Raw genomic sequence first — 18,771 nt, forward strand, 5'->3', positions numbered from 1 at the left:
GGCGGTTTTTTTATTGGGCTTGGCTGTACTCAGCGCTGGGCTGCGCGGGCGCTCAGCTCGGCCTTTTCGCTCTCGCTCAGGAAGGCCAGGGTTAGGCCATTCTGCTGGGCGGTGCGGATCTCGCTCACCGTCATGCCGGCGGCCGGAGCGGCTACTTCATATTCGTGGGGCAGGTCGATCCCCTCTACCGCCGGGTCGTCGGTGTTGAGACAGGCCAGCACGCCGGCGGCCAGGAACTGGCGGATCGGGTGCTCGCTCAGGCTCGCCACCGTGGTGGTCTGAATGTTGGAGGTGAGGCAGGATTCGATGCCGATGCGGTGCTCGGCCAGGTAGGCCATCAGGGCTGGATCCTGAATGGCTTTGACGCCGTGGCCGATACGCTCGGCCCCCAGCTCGCGAATGGCCTGCCACATGCTCTCGGGGCCGGCGGCTTCACCGGCGTGCACGGTGACGCGCATGCCCGCATCGCGCACCCGGCGGAAGTGCTCGGTGAACAGCTCGCCCGGGAAGCCCAGCTCGTCGCCGGCCAGATCGATGGCAACCAGCCGATCGCGATGGGCCAGGCAGGCATCCAGCTCCTGCTTGCACTGCTCGGTGCCGAAGGTGCGGCTCATGATACCGATCAGGTTGGTCTTGATGCCGAAGTCGCGGCTACCGGCCGCTACGCCGTCGATGATGGCTTCGACCACGCCCTGCGGGTGCAGCTTGTGAGCCATCGCCATGTAGACCGGGCTGAAGCGCAGCTCAGCATAGTCGATGCCGGCGCGCAGCAAGTCTTCCACGTTTTCGTAGGCCACCCGGCGGCAGGCATCGTAGTCGGCCAGCACGGCTACGCCCCAGTCCAGTTTCTTCAGGAAGGCGACCAGGCTAGGCTCGTTCTCGACGATCTGCACATGCGGGCGCAGCGCTTCGAGTTCGTCTGCCGGCAGCTGAATGTTGTGCTGACGGCCCAGCTCGAGGATGGTCTGCGGACGGATGTTGCCGTCCAGATGGCGGTGCAGGTCGGTCAGGGGAAGAGATCTGTCAATCATGATGGCGCCTTCTTCGAGTCGGGTTGGAAAGCCTGCCATTCTAGGCGGGGCTTCCAAAAAAGATACCCCGTTTGAAATCAAACGGGGTCTTATTGGTCGGCGATTTGCCAAGGCGTGATGGGAATCGTTTTTCCTCGGGACTCAGGAGAGGTCGAGTTCCTTCAGCTTGCGGGTGAGGGTATTGCGTCCCCAACCGAGCAGGCGTGCCGCCTCCTGTTTGTGGCCATGGGTGTGATCCAGCGCGGTTTCCAGCATGATCCGCTCGAACTGGGGCAGGGCATCGGCCAGGATGTCGGTCTCCCCCAGTGCCAGCTTGGCGGCAACCCAATCCTGCAACTGCTGTTGCCAGCCGCCGGACAGCGCCGGCTGGCCCGGCTCAGCGGTGCTGGTGATGGGGGTCAGCAGCTCGGTGGGCAGGTCGCTCACCAGCACCTCCTGCCCCGAGGCCATCACGGTGAGCCAGCGGCAGACGTTCTCCAGCTGGCGCACGTTGCCGGGCCAGGGCAGACGGCTGATATAGGCCTGGGTATCCGGATGCAGGCTCTTGGCCTCCACGTTCAGCTCCTTGGCTGCCCGCAGCAGAAAGTGACGGGCCAGTTGGGGAATGTCTTCGCGCCGCTCCTTGAGGGCGGGAATGTGGATGCGGATGACGTTGAGGCGGTGGAACAGGTCTTCCCGAAACTCGCCGTCGGCCACCCGCTTCTCCAGGTTCTGGTGGGTGGCGGCGATGATCCGCACATCCACCTGTACCGGCTGATGGCCACCGACCCGGTAGAACTGGCCGTCGGCCAGTACCCGCAGCAGCCGGGTCTGCACATCCAGCGGCATGTCGCCTATCTCGTCGAGAAACAGGGTGCCACCGTCGGCCTGCTCGAAGCGGCCGTGGCGGATGTTGTTGGCACCGGTGAAGGCCCCCTTCTCATGGCCGAACAGTTCCGATTCGATGAGATCTTTCGGGATGGCCGCCATGTTGAGTGCGATGAAGTTCTTGTGGGCGCGCGGGCTGTGCTTGTGCAGGGCATGGGCGACCAGCTCCTTGCCGGTGCCGCTCTGGCCGTTGATCAGCACCGAGATGCTGGAGCGTGACAGCCGGCCGATGGCGCGGAACACCTCCTGCATGGCCGGCGCCTCGCCGATGATCTCCGGGCTGCTGGCCGGATCCTGCTGGCGTGCCTTGCGCTTGGTGCGCTGCTCCTTGAGGTGATTCTCGGCGCGGCGCACCAGGGTGACCGCCTCGTCGATGTCGAACGGCTTGGGCAGGTATTCGAAGGCGCCGCGCTGGTAGGCGTTGACCGCGCTGTCGAGATCCGAGTGGGCGGTCATGATGATGATGGGCAGGTCGGCCTGGCGGCGATGGATCTGCTCAAGCAGGCTGAGGCCGTCGATGCCGGGCATGCGGATATCGGAAAGGATGACGTCCGGCGAGCGCATCTCCAGCGAGCTCAGCAGCGCCTCGCCGTCGGCGAAGCTTTCGCACTCGAAGCCTTCACTGCCTAGGGTGCGCTCCAGCACCCAGCGGATAGAACTGTCGTCATCGACGATCCACACTTTTGCTGTCATGACGTTCCCTTATTTGCGAAGCGGTAGAAAGATGGTGAATTCGGTATGGCCGGGCCAGCTGATGCAGTCGATCCGTCCCTTGTGCTGGTCGATCAGGTTCTGGGCGATGGAGAGGCCGAGCCCGGTGCCCCCCTCCTTGCCGGTGATCATGGGGTAGAAGAGGGTGTCGCGGATGGCATCCGGGATGCCGGGGCCGTTGTCGATGATCTTGATCTCGGCCGCCAGCCGGTAGCGCTGGCCGTGGATGGTGATCTGGAACGCGGTGCGGGTCTTGATGCGGATGAGGCCGGTCTGCTCACCGATGGCCTCGGCGGCGTTGCGCACCATGTTGAGAAAGGCCTGCTGCAACTGGTCCGGCTCCATCTCGAACTCCGGAATGCTGGGATCGTAATCCCGCTCGATGCGTACCGTCGGCGGCAGCTCCAGCTCCACCAGCCGACGCACCTGCTCCAGCACCGAGTGTACGTTGTGCATCTGGTGACGACCGGGGCGCTGGGGGCCGAGCAGCCGGTCGACCAGCACCCGCAGCCGATCGGCCTGTTCGATGATAATGCCGGTATATTCGCGCAGGGCGGGGTCGGGCAGCTCCTTTTGCAGCAGCTGGGCCGCGCCGCGCAGACCGCCGAGGGGATTCTTGATCTCGTGGGCCAGGCCGCGTACCAGCTCCTTGGCCGCCTGCTGCTGGGCATGTTGCTGCAACTCCTGGCTGATCTTCTTCTGCTGGTCTATCTTGCGCAGCTCCACCACCATCAGCCGCTGTTCGTGGTCGGCCAGTGGACTGACGCTCATCTCCACCAGTCTGGGCTCCCCTTCCACCACCAGGGTGACTTCGCTGTCGGTGAAGCCCTGCCCCGAACTGAGGCACTGCTTGAGGCGCTGCAGATCGAGGGAGATATGTTCCAGCAGATGGGGCAGCTCGATACCGATCAACCGGCGCTGACTGAGGGAGAGCAGCTGCTCGGCAGCGGGGTTGACGAACTGGATGCAGAGCCGTTCATCCATCAGGATGACGGCAGTCAGCAGGTTGTCGAGCAGTATCCTGGCTTGATCCGGGCGGGTTGACACTGGTTTCTCCCTAAAACGGTGCTATACACCAGCTATGCACCAATGTGGTGCATTTAGTCTACCCGTATCGAGGCACAGGATCACCCCTTGTTGTTGAGCGGGGTCGCTTTGGGGGCTGAATTGATGCTGGCCCGGTGCAGGTAGAAGGTGACTGCCTTGGATTTAGCAAGGATCGTACCGTCTTTGGCGAGCAGCTCGAGCTGGGCCTCGTGGGCACCGCGATCCAGGTTTTCGACCCGGATGGCGAGGGCATTGTTGACGAGAGGGGCCGCCTTGCCGTCCAGGGTCAGGCGCACGTCATACTGGGTGGGGGGCTGGGGCCTGACCTGGCCCTGGAACACCACGTTGCCTGTGTTGTCGCGCAGGGTGCTGCCCTGTTCCGGGGAGAGCAGTTCGATCACCAGCTTGGCCGCTTCCTTCTCTTTTTTGGCATCGACACCGGTCAGGCTGTTGAAGTTGTCCACCTGGACCGAACGGGGGGCAGTGCCGATGAAGGGGGCGACGCGCAGATCGACCTCCTTGGCTTTCTGTCCCGGGGGCGGTGCATCCGTGTAGTGGACGACCCCCTGGTTGTCGGTCCAGGAGTATACCTTGGAGGCCTGGGCGGCACTGGTGGCCAGCAGCAACAGGCTCAGCATCCATACTGGGTAGGCGGTTTTCATCCATCTCTCCTTGACGGGATTCTGCTTAATCCTATCAGAGAAAAAACCCGCCTGTCGGCGGGTTTGGTCAAGTTCTGAGCTGGGATCCGGATTAAACGGAGTAGTACAGTTCAAATTCCAGCGGGTGCGGGGTCATGCGCACACGGTCAACGTCCTGCTGCTTCAGCTCCAGGTAGGAGTTGATGAAGTCGTCGCTGAACACGCCACCGCGGGTCAGGAACTCGCGATCCGCATCCAGCGCGGCCAGGGCTTCGTCCAGAGAGCCGGCCACGGTCGGCACTTCGGCTGCTTCTTCCGGCGGCAGATCATACAGGTTCTTGTCCATGGCATCGCCCGGATGGATCTTGTTGATGATGCCGTCCAGACCGGCCATCAGCTGGGCAGCGAAGGCCAGGTACGGGTTGGCAGCCGGATCCGGGAAGCGGACTTCAATGCGGCGCGCTTTCGGGCTCGGTACCACCGGGATACGGATGGAGGCAGAGCGGTTGCGGGCGGAGTAGGCCAGCATGACCGGTGCTTCATAACCCGGTACCAGACGCTTGTAGGAGTTGGTGGTCGGGTTGGCGAAGGCGTTGATGGCCTTGGCGTGCTTGATGATGCCGCCGATGTAGTGCAGCGCCATCTCGGACAGACCGCCGTACAGGTCGCCGGCGAACAGGTTGACGCCGTTCTTGGCCAGAGACTGGTGGCAGTGCATGCCGGAGCCGTTGTCGCCGAACATGGGTTTCGGCATGAAGGTGACGGTCTTGTTGTAGGCGTGGGCCACGTTGTGGATCACGTACTTCAGCACCTGTACTTCGTCAGCCTTCAGGGTGAGGGTGTTGAAGCGGGTGGCGATCTCGTTCTGACCGGCAGTGGCCACTTCGTGGTGGTGAGCCTCAACGACCTGGCCCATCTCTTCCAGCACCAGGCACATGGCGGCGCGGATGTCCTGGGAGGAGTCGACCGGGGCAACCGGGAAGTAACCGCCCTTCACGAACGGACGGTGGCCTTTGTTGCCGTGCTCGTAGTTGGTACCGGAGTTCCAGGCGGCTTCTTCGGATTCGATCTTCACGAAGCTGTGACCCATGGTGTTCGAGAAGGTGATGTTGTCGAACATGAAGAATTCCGGCTCCGGCCCGAACAGCACGGTGTCGGCGATGCCACTGGCTTTCAGGAAGTCTTCGGCACGCTTGGCGATGGAGCGCGGATCGCGGTCGTAACCCTGCATGGTAGCGGGTTCCAGCACGTCACAGACGATGTTCAGGGTGGTCTCTTCGGTGAACGGGTCCAGCTTGGCAGAGGCAGGATCCGGCATCAGCACCATGTCGGATTCGTTGATGCCTTTCCAGCCGCCGATGGAGGAGCCGTCGAACATCTTGCCGTCTTCGAAGAAATCTTCGTCGACCTGGTGGGCAGGGATGGATACGTGCTGCTCTTTACCCTTGGTATCGGTAAAGCGCAGGTCGACAAACTTGACTTCGTGTTCCTGGATCAGGGCCAAAACGTTCTGGGCTGACATGCTAAGTAACCTCCGGTGTTAAAACTCTTAGGGTGAATGCGTCATCACATTCACATAAGCCAGTATCGTGCCAAGTTTGTGACAGCTTGATTTCAGGGCATTTGCGACTACGGGCCTGCCCCGAGACTCGCTATCTCAGCGCGTTACGCCTCAAAGTAGTGCAACCTTGGATCGTTTTGGTGCACTAAAATGGTGCGTGGTATACGGTCGGCCCCTATCTAAGCAGGCTTTGATGAGAAGGTCTATGATCCTGATCCCCTGTTATGCGCGAATGTACTGCAATTCTGCTAGGCAGATCACAAAGGCGAGAGTACAATTAGCGCCCAATTTTACCCGGTGATTTGAGGCGAGAATGTTAGAGAATTTACGCAATATTGCGATTATTGCGCACGTTGACCACGGCAAAACCACGCTGGTGGACAAGCTGCTGCAGCAATCCGGCACTCTGGATCGCACCAGCGAAGGTCAGGAACGGATCATGGACTCCAATGATCTGGAACGGGAACGTGGCATCACCATTCTCGCCAAGAACACTGCGATCCGCTGGAACGACTACCGCATCAACATCGTGGATACCCCGGGTCACGCCGACTTCGGTGGTGAAGTTGAGCGTGTGCTCTCCATGGTTGACTCCGTACTGCTGCTGGTTGACGCCGTTGACGGCCCGATGCCGCAGACCCGTTTCGTGACCCAGAAGGCGTTCGCCCAGGGTCTGAAGCCGATCGTGGTCATCAACAAGATCGACCGTCCGGGTGCTCGTCCTGATTGGGTAATGGATCAGGTCTTCGATCTGTTCGACAACCTGGGCGCCACCGATGAGCAACTGGACTTCAAGGTTGTTTACGCCTCTGCACTGAACGGTTGGGCCACCCTGGATCAAGACGTCGAGTCCGAGAACATGGAACCCCTGTTCCAGGCCATCGTCGACAACGTGGAAGCGCCTGCCGCCGACACCGACGGTGCCTTCCAGATGCAGATCTCCCAGCTGGACTACAACTCCTACGTGGGCGTTATCGGTATCGGCCGCATCACCCGTGGTCGCGTCAAGACCAACCAGCAGGTGACCGTGGTGGGTGCCGATGGCAAGACCCGTACCGGCAAAGTTGGCCAGGTGCTGGGCTACCTGGGTCTGTCCCGTACCGAAGTGGCCGATGCGCAAGCTGGCGACATCATCGCCATCACCGGTCTGGGCGAGCTGAAGATCTCCGACACCATCTGCGACAACGGTGCTGTTGAAGCGCTGCCGCCGCTCTCCGTTGACGAGCCGACCGTGAACATGACCTTCCAGGTCAACACCTCTCCGTTCGCCGGTAAAGAGGGCAAGTTTGTGACCTCCCGCAACATCCTGGAGCGTCTGAACCAGGAGCTGGTCCACAACGTGGCCCTGCGTGTGGAAGAGACCGATGATCCGGACAAGTTCCGTGTCTCCGGTCGTGGTGAACTGCACCTCTCCATCCTGATCGAAAACATGCGTCGCGAAGGTTACGAGCTGGCGGTATCCCGTCCGGAAGTTATCCTGCGCACCGTGGACGGCGTTCTGCAAGAACCGTTCGAAACCGTAACCGTGGACGTGGAAGAAGCGCACCAGGGTTCCGTTATGGAGCAACTCGGCCTGCGTAAGGGCGAGATGACCAACATGACCCCGGATGGCAAAGGCCGTGTTCGCCTCGACTTCATGATCCCGAGCCGTGGCCTGATCGGCTTCCAGACCGAGTTCATGACCCTGACCTCAGGTACCGGTCTGCTGTACCACACCTTCGACCACTACGGTCCGCACAAGGGTGGCAGCATCGGTGAGCGTCAGAACGGCGTGCTGATCTCCAACGCTACCGGCAAGGCGCTGACCTATGCCCTGTTCGGTCTGCAAGACCGTGGTCGTCTGTTCATCGGTCACGCGACCGAAGTGTACGAAGGCCAGGTGATCGGTATTCACTCCCGTTCCAACGACCTGACCGTCAACTGCCTGAAGGGCAAACAGCTGACCAACATGCGTGCCTCCGGTACCGACGAAGCCCAGGTGCTGACTCCGCCGATCCGCATGTCGCTGGAACAGGCTCTGGAGTTCATCGACAACGACGAACTGGTTGAAGTCACTCCGAAGAGCATCCGTATCCGCAAGAAGCTGCTGACCGAGCTGGACCGCAAGCGCGCCGGTCGTGCTTGATCCGCTGCATCAGCGATGAAAAGAGGCCTGCGGGCCTCTTTTTTTATGGTCGTTTTCCGCAGAAGGAGCCACAGTCGCGCCCGGACGAGTCGCATCCGGCCGGCTCGCGGGTGGTCAAACGGTGACGGGATCTGACACAATGTCGACATGATGAAGACATCGGGAAGCACAATGCAGCTGAAATCCGGTGGCCGTCTCGGTCACGCCCTCTCTTTCTTGCGCCATGATGGGCGCCATTTCGCCCAGTTCGTCTGGGGCCGTTTCCAGCAGGACAGGCTGACGGTCACCGCCGGCTATCTGGCCTATGTCACCCTGCTCTCCCTGGTGCCCATGATCGCCGTGGTGTTCGGCATGATGTCGGCCTTTCCGGTGTTCCAGAGTCTGAAGCAGGCGATGGAGCAGTTCGTCTATCACAACTTCGTGCCCACCGCCGGCGAGATGCTCAAGGAGTACATCGACGGCTTCGTGGCCAACGCCACCAACACCACGGCGGTCGGCATCGGCGCCCTGATCGTGGTGGCGCTGATGCTGATCTCGGCCATCGACAAGAATCTCAACTACATCTGGCGCTCCACCCAAAGCAGGCCACTGGCCCAGGCTTTCGCCATGTACTGGATGATCCTGACTCTGGGCCCGGTGCTCATCGGGGCCAGCATCGCCATCTCCTCCTATATCTTCTCGCTGCGGCTGTTCGGGGCCGAGAGCCTGTTCGGCATCGGTTACCTGCTGCTGCGCGGCCTGCCGTTCCTGTTCTCTGTGCTCACTTTCCTGCTGGTCTATACCGTGGTGCCCAACTGCAAGGTGCGGCTGATGCACGCCTTCATCGGCGCCCTGGTGGCGGCCACCCTGTTCGAGCTGGCCAAGCGTGGTTTTGCCATCTATATCACCAACTTCCCCTCCTATCAGGCCATCTATGGTGCGCTGGCGACCATCCCCATCCTGTTTGTATGGGTCTACCTGAGCTGGCTGGTGGTGCTGCTGGGTGCCGAGACCACCGCCTGTCTCGGCGAATATGAGCGACCGGGTGCCGATGAGTTGGCCTGACCCGCCCCCTTGCTGTTAGCATCGACGACCGCCCCCGTCAGCAGATGGGGGCGGTCGTTTCGTTTTGAGAGGAGAGGGATGTGATTGCACTGATTCAGCGGGTCAGCGAGGCCAGCGTAACGGTAGAGGGCGAGGTGACTGGGGCTATCGGTCAGGGTCTGCTGGTGCTGCTCGGGGTGGAGCAGGGGGATGACGAGGCCAAGGCCGACAAGTTGCTGCACAAGGTGAGCGGTTACCGCATCTTCTCCGATGAGAATGGCAAGATGAACCTCAACGTGAGCCAGGCCGGTGGCAGTCTGCTGGTGGTCTCCCAGTTCACCCTGGCTGCGGATACCAACAAGGGGATGAGACCCAGCTTCTCCGGCGGCGCTCATCCGGTCGAGGCCGAGCGGCTGTACGACTACTTCGTGGCGCAGGCTACCGCCAGCGGCATACCGACCGCAACCGGCCGCTTCGCCGCCGACATGAAGGTGGCGCTGGTCAACGATGGTCCGGTTACCTTCTGGCTACAGGTCTGACGCCAGCAGATCGCGCGGGCTGGTGTGCAGCAGTATGTTGCGCAGCCCAGGTACAGGGTAGGGGGTGGTGGGGCCGACCCACTGCTCCAGCAGCATCAGCACCCGGGTCAGCTCGAGGCGGGTGCGCGGCAGCAGGTTGATGATGAGCTCGCCGTTGAGGCGGGGGGCCAGTGCCTGATAGATGCGCTCCTGGAACAGCAGCGGCGGATTGCCGTCCTGGCTGAACAGATCGAGCAGGATGAGGTCGTACTGCGCCTCGCTCTGCTCCAGAAAGGCGAGGGCATCGGCCTGGTGCAGGGTCGGTGTACGCTGGCTGCCTTGTTCGGGCTGAAAGAACAGCTGATAGAGGGTGATCACCTCTTCATCGAGGTCGACGCACTCGTGGCGGGCATCGGGCCAGCGTCGGCGCAGATGGCGAGTGAGATCGCCGCCTCCCAGCCCCAGTTCGAGGATGCTGGCGGCCTGTTCGGGCAGCAGGCAGGCGATCACCTGTTGGTGCGGCAGGCAGAGGGTGGCGGGCTCGGCCAGGGACATGGCCGACTGCACCACGCCGTCGATCTCCAGCCAGCGGTGATGGGCATTTTCCTGCACGGTGAGCCGGCGCTGGGGCTTGGCGCTGAGGTGCAATAAGTGGTCGGCTTGGTACGCTTGCAGATTGAAGTCCATGAATTTGCACGGCAAGATGGTTTTCGACCAGTGTAACTCAAGGATGGAACTATGTACCGGGTGGTCACCCCCCAGATGGCAGCCGAGCTGGATGCCCATTATCAATTGAGCTGGGAGGCATGGGTGCGCAAGCCCTTCACTCTGTCCGTCGGCGCCAACTCAAGGATCGCTTTATGTACCGGGTAGTCACTCCTCAAACCGACGCCGAACTGGATGCCTACTACCAGTTGCGCTGGGAACTGCTGCGTAAACCCTTCAATCTGCCTCTCGGTTCCGAGCGGGACGAATACGACACCGTCGCCATTCACCGGCTGATGCTGGCCCCCGACGGCACGCCCATCGCGGTGGGGCGGCTGTTTGTCGGCGGTGACGAGGCGCAGATCCGCTTCATGGCGTTGCGCCCCGAATTTCGCGGTCAGGGGCTGGGTGCCCGCATGGTGCAGGATCTCGAACAGCTGGCCTGCAGCGAGAAGGTGAAGCGACTGGTGATGAATGCCCGCCAGGAGGCGGTGGAGTTCTACCGCAAGTGCGGCTTTCTCGAGGTGGGGGAAGGCCCCGTCTCCTTCGGCCGCATTCCGCACCGCCAGATGATCAAGTCTCTGAGCCCGCTGCAGACCATCCAGTACCGCCCCGAGTGGTGCCAGGATCTCACCACCCGCTGGTCGCAGGGCATTCCCATCAGCGAGAAGATGGGGGTGCACATTACCCACTACGACGGTCAGACCTTCCACCTCAAGGCCAATCTGGCGGCCAACCTCAACGTGCATGACACCATGTTCGCCGGCAGCATCTACAGCCAGTGCGTGCTGGCGGGTTGGGGCCTGATCTGGCTGCAACTCAAGGAGGCGGGGCTGGTGGGGGATACTGTGCTGGCGGAGGGCAACATCAAGTACTACCGGCCGGTCAAGGAGGAGCCGGAGGCGCGGGTGGCCCGCGAAGGCATGCCCGCCGTGCTCGAGCCGCTCAAGGCCGGTGAGTCCGCCAAGTTCAGCCTCAAGATCAAGCTGTTCAGCGGCGACAAGCTGGCCGCCGAGTTCCTCGGTCACTACGTGGTGCAGCCGGTCAAGCGGCCGGGTCAGTAGCGGCGCGCGGGATCCCATCAAACAACAAGGCCTCATCACGAGGCCTTGTTGCTTTCTATCGGCTAGCCGTTGGCCGCCTGTGTGGCCGGGGCCTTCGGCGCTGGTCGCCAGAGCGGGCTGCCGTTGCCCTGGGGCGGGTAGCGCACGCCGGTCTCCCAGCCACAGCCTTCCGGTTTTTGCTGGAAGCCCCAGCTGAGGGTCGGCTCGGCGAGCGGCCCGCGCCACTGACCGAGCAGCTCGGCGCAGTGCTGGCCGTTGAGAACGCCCAGATCCAGCTGCCACTGCTCATTGACCAGATCGACGCTGCCCTGCAGCCCCAGCAGGTGGGTGATGGTGGAAGCGCCGGCCTGCTCGATCTTCAGCTGGCCCTGGGCCACCTTGCCCTGCAGCTTGATGCGATAGAAGGGGGTGTCGCCCTCCTGCATCGCCTGCCAGAGCTCGGTCGGGGTGAGGGTCGGCGCCGCCGCCTGCTTGAACCACTGATCCAGCAGCGGATCTATCTTCACCTTGTCCCAGAAGGGTTCGGTGGCATCGAGGGCAAAATTCCCCTGCAGGGAGCTGCGCCAGGCGCCCGGGGTGCCGCTGTGCAGCGCCTGCAGATCGGCGCTCAGATCCAGCTTGCCGGCGAAGGAGACGGGGGAGTGGAGGATCTTGCCCCACTGCACCAGATCCAGCTTCTCGCCCTTGAGCTGCACCCGGCTGGTCTGGCCCGGCTCGCGTCCCCACTGGCCGCTCAGGCTGAGGCTGCCCTCATCCGGCAGCGAGCTGGTGAGCTTGTTGAGCTGCCAGGAGCCGGTACTCAGCTCGCCATCCAGTTCGCCGTTGCGGGCGCTGAGGCCGTCCCACACCAGTTCGAACCAGGCGCTCTCGAGGCGGGCCCGGCCCAGCAGCGGTCCCGGCTGGTTGCCGCGCAGGCTGAGGTCGGTCAGATAGAGTTGCCAGCCGGTCAGGGAGAGGGGCAGGGTATCGTCGAAGGAGAGCACCTTGAGCTTGTCGAAGGCCAGCTTGCGGATGTCGATCTGCTGCGGGCGCCAGCTCTGCCAATCCTGCCACCACCCTTCCGGCAGGCTGATGTCCATGCCGCTCAGCGCCATGTCCTTCAGGGTCAGCTTCTGCTGCAGGGGATCGAAGGAGAGTTCCAGGTTGAACTCCCCTTCATAGGCCTTGCCCTGCAGCTCGGCATCCAGCTGCTGGGGCGAGAAGGCGACCTTGCCCTGAATGGCCTCCAGCTGGAACAGGCCACGGCCGAGATCGCCGAGGGTCCCCGAGAAGTAGCCGCTGGGCGTGCTGCCAGCCTGCCAGTTGAAGGCGGTCAGCTGGCCGCTGAGGTTGTTGAGGGCCAGCTCCTGCTCGATGTCGTTGAAGCTGAGATCCCGGATCTGGCCGAGATCCAGGCTGACCTGGCGCAGGGGGGATTCGGCTTTGGCGAGGGTGCCCCACTCGATGCGCATGCCCTGGGTCTTGAGGTTGTTCAGCCGCAGGCTGCGGGCGGGCCAGTCCAGCACCATGCCGGTTTCGAGCAGACCGTCGAACAGGTTGGCGGTCAGCTTGTCGGTGCTCAGCACCTGACCTTCCAGCCGGCCGGCCAGGTTGAGACGGGAGAGGGCCCAGGCCGGGGTCGCCAGTTCAGCGATGTTGAGGGTCAGATTGGCCTGGGGTGGGCGCACCGGGTTGAGTAGCTGCCAGTCGCTCAGGGTGGCGTTGAGGCCGCGCAGGGTTAGCCCGTCACTCTCCAGGCTGAGCCGGTCTATGGTGCTGTCGGCGATGGTGAGGGAGTGCACCGGCAGGCTCGGCAGCTGGTTGGGCTGCGGCAGCTTGATGGCCGGGCGAATGAGGTCGAGATGGGCGATGCGCACGTCCCGGTTCAGCCAGTCGATGCTCTCTATCTCGAGATAGATCTTGTCGAGGGTCACGGCGTTGCCGTAACTCACCTGCTCCGCCAGCAGGGTGTAGGGGTGAAGCGGGTTGAACACCAGTCGGCCTATGGTGACGGGTACGCCAGTCTGCTGGCTGAGCCAGCCGGCGATGGGCCCCTTGGCCCGCTCGGCGTCGAACAGGCCGAGCCCGACCCAGACAAACAGCAACAGGAAGGCAAGGGTGTAGAGCAGGCCGCGCAGCCAGGAATTCATAAGCGCTTTCCTCCTGTATTGGTTGGGTGATCAGGCGTTGGCAGCGTGATCCCGCAGACCGAGCCAGCGTCGTATCAAGGGCTCGACATGGCCTGGGTGTCTATCCAGCAGGCAATGTGCCCATCTTCTGCCTCTGCCTTGGTCAGGCATTGGAGTAGTGATCCCGCAGGCCGAGCCAGCGGCGGATCAAGGGTTCGACATGATCTGGGTGGCGGTCCATCAAGAAGCGCGCCATCTTCTGCACATGCGGGATGAGCGGTTGATCCCGCACCAGATCGGCGATCTTGAGATCGGCCAGGCCAGTCTGGCGGGTGCCGAGCAGCTCGCCCGGGCCGCGCAGCTCCAGATCGCGCTGGGCGATGAGGAAGCCGTCGTTGGTCTCCCGCAGCACCCCGAGCCGGCTCTGGGCCGTCTTGGACAAGGGAGCATGATAGAGCAGCACGCAGTGGGAGGCCACCGAGCCACGCCCGACCCGGCCGCGCAGCTGGTGCAGCTGCGCCAGCCCCAGTCGCTCCGGGTTTTCGATGATCATCAGGCTGGCGTTGGGCACGTCCACCCCCACCTCGATGACGGTAGTGGCGACCAGCAGTTGCAGTATGCCCGCCTTGAACTCCTCCATCACCCGCTGTTTCTCGACCGGCCGCATCCGGCCGTGCACCAGCCCGATGTGCAGGCCGGGCAGCCGATTTTGCAGCTCGGCGGCGGTGTCCTCGGCGGCCTGGCACTCCAGCACTTCCGACTCCTCGATCAGGGTGCAGACCCAGTAGGCCTGCTTGCCCTCCTCACAGGCCAGTCTGACCCGTTCGATCACGTCCTGGCGGCGACTGTCCGGCAGCGCCACCGTGGTGATGGGGGTGCGGCCCGGTGGCAGCTCGTCGATGATGGAGGTGTCGAGGTCGGCATAGGCGGTCATCGCCAGGGTGCGGGGGATGGGGGTGGCGGTCATGATGAGCTGGTGGGGATGTACCCCCTCCCGCTCTCCTTTCTCCCGCAGGGCGAGGCGCTGATGCACACCGAATCTGTGCTGTTCGTCGATGATCACCAGGGCGAGGCGCTGGAACACCACCTGCTCCTGGAAGATGGCGTGGGTGCCCACCACCATCTTGACGCTGCCGTCGGCGATGGCGGCCAGCGCCTCCTCCCGCGCCTTGCCCTTCTGCTTGCCAGCCAGCCAGCCCACCCCGATGCCGAGCGGTTCCAGCCACTTGGCGAAGTTGATGGCGTGCTGTTCGGCCAGCAGCTCGGTCGGCGCCATCAGCCCCACCTGACAGCCGTTGCCGATGGCCTGCAGGGCGGCGAGTGCCGCGACCAGGGTCTTGCCGGAGCCTACGTCCCCCTGCACCAGCCGCATCATGGGGTGGCTCTGCTGCAGATCCTTACCTATCTCGGCCACCACCCGGTTCTGGGCACCGGTGGGGGTGAAGGGCAGGGCGCCGAGCAGCTGTTCCACCAGCGCCGGCGCCGGCTTGAGGGCGCGGGCGAGCTGAGTCTGTGCCTGGGCCCGCACCTTGAGCACAGATAGGTTGTGGGCCAGCAGCTCCTCCAGCACCAGCCGCTGCTGGGCCGGGTGCTGGCCGCTCTCGAGCAGGGCCAGCGCCACCGAGGGGGGCGGACGGTGCAGCAGCTTAAGGGCCGCGGCCAGATCGATCTGCTGGGGATAGAGGCCGGCGGGCAGCAGCTCCTCCACGCCGTAGAGGTCGAGCTGGGCCAGCGCCTGATCGGTGAGGCTGCGCAGGGTGAGCTGGCGCAGCCCCTCGGTGGTCGGGTAGACGGGGGTGAGCGCCTCTTCGGTCTGGCCGGCCTGCTCCTCGCCGAGCAGCTTGTACTCGGGGTGGGCCATCTCCAGCCCGTACTTGCCGGGGCGCACCTCGCCGAAGCAGCGCATCAAGCGGCCCGGGCTCAGGCTGTTCTTCTGGGCGGCGGTGAAGTTGAAGAAGCGCAGGGTGAGGGTGCCGGTGCCGTCGCTGATGCGGCAGACCAGCATGCGGCGACGCCCCATCACCAGCTGGGTGTCCTGGATCTCCCCCTCGACGGCGCCGTGTAGGCCGGGCGGCAGATCGCCGATGGGCCACACCTGGGTGCGGTCCTCGTAGCGCAGGGGGAGGTGGAACAGCAGATCCTGCACCGTGGCCAGCCCCAGCCGCTCGAGCTTTTCCTGCATCTTGCTGCCGACGCCCTTGAGGCTGTCGAGGGAAATTTTATCCAATTTCATCAATTAGATGCCCGAAAACACTGTAAATATGTCCAGATGATAGGGTTTATTGCCGTCCCGACGCAAGCCGCGTCGTGCGGTTGGGGCTCGGCTGGTGGGCAGCGGTGCCCCCAATGACAAGGGCCTGCCGATGTGCGGCAGGCCCTTGTGAGGATACCCGAAGGCGCGAGGCGCGCCGGTCAGATGATGCGCTTGAGCAGGATATGGGCCTTGACCCTGTGGATCCGGGCCAGCAGCTTGCGCACCTGATCCGGGTAGTCCTGGATCTGCTCGATCTGATCGAAGTGGCTGATGCGCTTGGTGTTGGCCAAGATGTTCTCGCGCTCGGCGTTGAACTGGGGCCGCAGCAGGTGGCGGCGATCGTAGACCAGCAGGCCGTTCTCCAGATCCAGCGCCCAGGCGCGGGGATTGAGGTTGTTGCCGGTGAGCAGGGCCCACTCGTCATCCACGAAAATCCCCTTGAGGTGGTAGGAGTTGCGCTCGCAGCACCAGAGCATCAGGTTGAGACGGCCGGCATCGATGTGATGCTGGTTGCGCTCGGCGAACTTGCGCAGGTTGGTCTCGTACAGATAGGGCAGACCGCCGATGGTGGAGAATTTCTCCTCCGGCGGAATGAAGAAGTCGTTGGCGGTCTTGTCGCCCACCACGATCGTCACCTTGCAGCCGCGCTTGAGCAGGGCCTCGATATCCTTGTTCAACTCCTTGGGCGGGTTGAAGTAGGGGGTGCAGATGAAGATCTCCCGCTCGGTGGCCCGCACCAGGGTGCGGATCATCTTGTTGAGCTGGTTGCCGCGCTTGCCCAGGCCGCTCATCGGGGTGATGGCCACCTCCTGGCTGTTGACCGGCATGGTGTCGAAGCGGTACTGGCCGAGACGCAGGTTGTGCTTGAAGCGACGGATCGGCCCCTTCAACTGCTTGGCGCTGGGGATGTCGGTGCGATCCAGCCGCTGCACCGCCTCGCTGCGCAGGAACAGGTCATCCACGTAGTTGACCATGCTGCGGGTCAGCTCCGGGCTGGTGATCTGGTGATAGCGGTCGAAACGGTAGCGATCCTGCTGGTGCAGGTAGATGTCGTTGAGGCTGGCACCGGAGTAGAGCAGGGTGTCATCGAAGATGAACCCCTTGAGGTGCAGCACTCCGAGCAGTTCACGGCCTTTTACCGGCACGCCATAGATGGCGATCTGGTGCTCGTGGCGAGCGGCCATCTCCTGATACATCAGGTGGTTGCCACCCTGCTTGCCCTTGCCGATCAGGCCGCGCTGGGCACGGTGGAAGTCGACGAACACCTTGACGTCGAGGGCCGGGTTGCGCTGTTTGGCGGCATAGAGGGCGGAGAGGATCTCCCGTCCCGCCTCGTCATCCTGCAGATAGAGTGCCACCAGATAGATGCGGCGAGTCGCGCTGGCGATGAGCGAAAGGATCCGGCTCTTGAAGTCCTTGGCGCTGCTGAGCACTTCAAACTGGTCTGCGGCGACGGCGATCTGGGGCAGGCGCGCCAGCAGCTGTCGATAATGTGCCGATGAATGCATAGAGAAACCTGAAATCACTGCGTTAAGCGTTCCACTCGGAGCGATGGATAGGCGATTCTAGCAATCTCGCCCTGTTAGCCAAAGAAAGAATCGTCATAAAGATGAAAAAGGCCTCACATCGGAGGCCTTTTTCTGCATGGTCGCGATCAGAGGAAGCTGTAGATCAGCATGGCCATCACGCCGCCGGTGGTGCCGATGATGGTTTCCATTACGGTCCAGGTTTGCAGGGTCTGCTTCTCGGTGAGACCGAGGTAGCGGTTGGCCAGCCAGAAGCCGGAGTCATTGACGTGGGAGAGAACTATGGCCCCGCCGCCGATGGCGATGGTGACCGCCGCCAGCTGGGCGCCGCTGAGGCCGAGCGGCTCCAGCATCGGCAGCACCAGGCCGCAGGCGGTCAGCATGGCGACGGTGGCGGAACCCTGAATGACCCGCACCGCAGCGGCCAGGATGAAAGCCAGCGCAACGATGGGCAGGCCGGAGTCCGCCAGCATGTTGCCGAGGGCGGCGCCCACACCGGAATCCACCAGCACCTGCTTGAACACGCCACCGGCACCGGTCACCAGGATGATGACGCCGGCCGGCTGGATGGCGCTGTTGCAGACGCTCATCACCTCGTCACGGGACATGCCGCGGCGGATCCCCAGCAGGTAGAAGGCTGCCAGGCAGGCGACCATGATGGCGGTGAAGGGGTGGCCGATGAACTCCAGCCAGCCGTGCAGGGGCGTGCCGGCCTCGACGAAGCGGCCGACGATAGTCTTGAGACCGATCAGCAGCAGCGGCAGGCCGATGAGGCCCATGGCCAGCCCGAAGGAGGGCAGGTTCTGGCCGTCGTCATGGGCGCTGCTCTGGGCGTCGGCCGGCAGCGGCACGTCCACCACCTTGCTGATCAGCTCGCCAAACAGCGGGCCGGCCAGGATCAGGGCAGGAACGGCGGCGATCAGGCCGAACAGGATCATGTAGCCGAAGTCGGCCCCCAGCTGGGACGCCACCAGGATGGGGCCCGGCGCCGGGATCAGGAAAGCCTGGCAGGTGGCGATGCCTGCCAGCAGGGCGATGCCGATCTTCACCACGCTGCCGCCGCCGCGGCGGACGATGGCGAAGGCGACGCCGATCAGCAGCACCACGGCCACGTCGAAGAAGAGCGGCAGTGCGCAGACGAAGCCGGTCAGCGCCATGGCCCAGTTGGCGCGCTTGACGCCGAACTTGCCGAGCAGGGTGTGGGCCACCCGGTCGAGGGCGCCGGTGACTTCCATCACCTTGCCGAACATGGCACCCAGTGCCACCACCACGGCGACGAAACCGAGGGTGCCGCCCATCCCTTTCTGGATGGTGGCGGCGATGTCGGCCGGGTTCATGCCGGCGGCGAGCCCCGCCACCATGGAGACCAGGATGAGGGAGACGACCGCGTGCAGGCGGGCCTTCATCACCAGAAAGAGCAGCAGCACGATGGAGCCGGCGGCCGTCATGATCAGGGAGAGGTCAGACATTGTTGTGCATTCCTTGTTCCAAGTTCAGTATCGACACCCTGCCGATCCGTCGGCAGACCATATCTTTATGATTTATTTAGATTTATGGTCAGGGCTCAAACTCGCTTGCCCAGGTGACTAT

Annotated in this window: 14 protein-coding genes; 4 read left to right on the forward strand and 10 right to left on the reverse strand. The window is 63.2% G+C overall.

Going from position 1 to position 18,771, the window contains the following annotated elements; genetic code table 11:
* Window positions 1-29 precede the first annotated feature (29 nt).
* The 5 genes from add to glnA form a co-directional block, all read right to left on the reverse strand.
* Window positions 30-1,031, reverse strand: coding sequence for an adenosine deaminase (add, locus tag AB5Y81_RS10055; protein ID WP_279485011.1), 1,002 nt, complete (start codon window positions 1,029-1,031; stop codon window positions 30-32).
* A gap of 141 nt (window positions 1,032-1,172) precedes the next feature.
* Window positions 1,173-2,591 carry a nitrogen regulation protein NR(I) gene (glnG, locus tag AB5Y81_RS10060; RefSeq protein WP_005307804.1) on the reverse strand — a complete coding sequence of 473 codons (1,419 nt, stop codon included), beginning with the start codon at window positions 2,589-2,591 and terminating at the stop codon, window positions 1,173-1,175.
* Between the two features lie 9 nt (window positions 2,592-2,600).
* Window positions 2,601-3,656 (reverse strand): nitrogen regulation protein NR(II), encoded by a 1,056-nt coding sequence (gene glnL, locus AB5Y81_RS10065; RefSeq protein ID WP_017766235.1) that lies wholly within the window; start codon window positions 3,654-3,656, stop codon window positions 2,601-2,603.
* A gap of 80 nt (window positions 3,657-3,736) precedes the next feature.
* Window positions 3,737-4,318 (reverse strand): DUF4124 domain-containing protein, encoded by a 582-nt coding sequence (locus AB5Y81_RS10070; RefSeq protein ID WP_017766236.1) that lies wholly within the window; start codon window positions 4,316-4,318, stop codon window positions 3,737-3,739.
* 91 nt (window positions 4,319-4,409) lie between these two features.
* A complete protein-coding gene (gene glnA, locus AB5Y81_RS10075) occupies window positions 4,410-5,819 on the reverse strand; it encodes a glutamate--ammonia ligase (RefSeq protein ID WP_005307807.1) in 1,410 nt (469 codons plus the stop codon).
* A gap of 352 nt (window positions 5,820-6,171) precedes the next feature.
* On the opposite strand from glnA, the gene typA reads away from it, so the two are divergent.
* From typA to dtd, 3 genes are all read left to right on the forward strand, one after another.
* Window positions 6,172-7,983 carry a translational GTPase TypA gene (gene typA, locus AB5Y81_RS10080; protein WP_005307808.1) on the forward strand — a complete coding sequence of 604 codons (1,812 nt, stop codon included), beginning with the start codon at window positions 6,172-6,174 and terminating at the stop codon, window positions 7,981-7,983.
* Between the two features lie 171 nt (window positions 7,984-8,154).
* Window positions 8,155-9,027: a virulence factor BrkB family protein gene (locus AB5Y81_RS10085; protein WP_010635440.1), complete on the forward strand. Its 873-nt coding sequence runs from the start codon at window positions 8,155-8,157 to the stop codon at window positions 9,025-9,027.
* Between the two features lie 80 nt (window positions 9,028-9,107).
* Window positions 9,108-9,545 carry a D-aminoacyl-tRNA deacylase gene (dtd, locus tag AB5Y81_RS10090; RefSeq protein ID WP_017788643.1) on the forward strand — a complete coding sequence of 146 codons (438 nt, stop codon included), beginning with the start codon at window positions 9,108-9,110 and terminating at the stop codon, window positions 9,543-9,545.
* On the opposite strand, the gene AB5Y81_RS10095 is transcribed toward dtd, so the two are convergent.
* Entirely contained in the window at window positions 9,534-10,211 is a 678-nt protein-coding gene (locus AB5Y81_RS10095) for a spermidine synthase (RefSeq protein WP_042005826.1), read from the reverse strand. The genes dtd and AB5Y81_RS10095 overlap by 12 nt on opposite strands.
* A 173-nt stretch (window positions 10,212-10,384) precedes the next feature.
* Here AB5Y81_RS10095 and AB5Y81_RS10100 point away from each other — a divergent pair, with 173 nt between their 5' ends.
* Window positions 10,385-11,293 carry a bifunctional GNAT family N-acetyltransferase/hotdog fold thioesterase gene (locus tag AB5Y81_RS10100; protein ID WP_005307835.1) on the forward strand — a complete coding sequence of 303 codons (909 nt, stop codon included), beginning with the start codon at window positions 10,385-10,387 and terminating at the stop codon, window positions 11,291-11,293.
* A gap of 62 nt (window positions 11,294-11,355) precedes the next feature.
* Here AB5Y81_RS10100 and AB5Y81_RS10105 read toward each other — a convergent pair whose 3' ends face one another.
* The 4 genes from AB5Y81_RS10105 to gntU form a co-directional block, all read right to left on the reverse strand.
* Entirely contained in the window at window positions 11,356-13,422 is a 2,067-nt protein-coding gene (locus AB5Y81_RS10105; RefSeq protein ID WP_042005830.1) for an AsmA-like C-terminal region-containing protein, read from the reverse strand.
* A 142-nt stretch (window positions 13,423-13,564) separates the two neighbouring features.
* Window positions 13,565-15,634 (reverse strand): ATP-dependent DNA helicase RecG, encoded by a 2,070-nt coding sequence (recG, locus tag AB5Y81_RS10110; protein WP_042005831.1) that lies wholly within the window; start codon window positions 15,632-15,634, stop codon window positions 13,565-13,567.
* A 179-nt stretch (window positions 15,635-15,813) separates the two neighbouring features.
* Window positions 15,814-17,163 carry a CDP-diacylglycerol--serine O-phosphatidyltransferase gene (gene pssA / locus AB5Y81_RS10115; protein WP_279462901.1) on the reverse strand — a complete coding sequence of 450 codons (1,350 nt, stop codon included), beginning with the start codon at window positions 17,161-17,163 and terminating at the stop codon, window positions 15,814-15,816.
* A gap of 146 nt (window positions 17,164-17,309) precedes the next feature.
* Window positions 17,310-18,650 carry a gluconate transporter gene (gene gntU, locus AB5Y81_RS10120; RefSeq protein WP_019840070.1) on the reverse strand — a complete coding sequence of 447 codons (1,341 nt, stop codon included), beginning with the start codon at window positions 18,648-18,650 and terminating at the stop codon, window positions 17,310-17,312.
* Between the last annotated feature and the right edge of the window lie 121 nt (window positions 18,651-18,771).

This window comes from Aeromonas sp. s2 (assembly GCF_040907935.1).
In the GTDB taxonomy this organism is placed as follows: domain Bacteria; phylum Pseudomonadota; class Gammaproteobacteria; order Enterobacterales; family Aeromonadaceae; genus Aeromonas; species Aeromonas dhakensis.

Excerpts from the sequence above, each read along its gene's own strand:
- gntU (WP_019840070.1), bottom strand. The coding sequence starts at position 18,650 with ATGTCTGACCTCTCCCTGATCATGACGGCCGCCGGCTCCATCGTGCTG.
- add (WP_279485011.1), bottom strand. The coding sequence starts at position 1,031 with ATGATTGACAGATCTCTTCCCCTGACCGACCTGCACCGCCATCTGGAC.
- glnA (WP_005307807.1), bottom strand. The coding sequence starts at position 5,819 with ATGTCAGCCCAGAACGTTTTGGCCCTGATCCAGGAACACGAAGTCAAG.
- recG (WP_042005831.1), bottom strand. The coding sequence starts at position 15,634 with ATGAAATTGGATAAAATTTCCCTCGACAGCCTCAAGGGCGTCGGCAGC.
- glnG (WP_005307804.1), bottom strand. The coding sequence starts at position 2,591 with ATGACAGCAAAAGTGTGGATCGTCGATGACGACAGTTCTATCCGCTGG.
- typA (WP_005307808.1), top strand. The coding sequence starts at position 6,172 with ATGTTAGAGAATTTACGCAATATTGCGATTATTGCGCACGTTGACCAC.
- AB5Y81_RS10100 (WP_005307835.1), top strand. The coding sequence starts at position 10,385 with ATGTACCGGGTAGTCACTCCTCAAACCGACGCCGAACTGGATGCCTAC.
- AB5Y81_RS10105 (WP_042005830.1), bottom strand. The coding sequence starts at position 13,422 with ATGAATTCCTGGCTGCGCGGCCTGCTCTACACCCTTGCCTTCCTGTTG.
- pssA (WP_279462901.1), bottom strand. The coding sequence starts at position 17,163 with ATGCATTCATCGGCACATTATCGACAGCTGCTGGCGCGCCTGCCCCAG.
- AB5Y81_RS10095 (WP_042005826.1), bottom strand. The coding sequence starts at position 10,211 with ATGGACTTCAATCTGCAAGCGTACCAAGCCGACCACTTATTGCACCTC.
- AB5Y81_RS10085 (WP_010635440.1), top strand. The coding sequence starts at position 8,155 with ATGCAGCTGAAATCCGGTGGCCGTCTCGGTCACGCCCTCTCTTTCTTG.
- AB5Y81_RS10070 (WP_017766236.1), bottom strand. The coding sequence starts at position 4,318 with ATGAAAACCGCCTACCCAGTATGGATGCTGAGCCTGTTGCTGCTGGCC.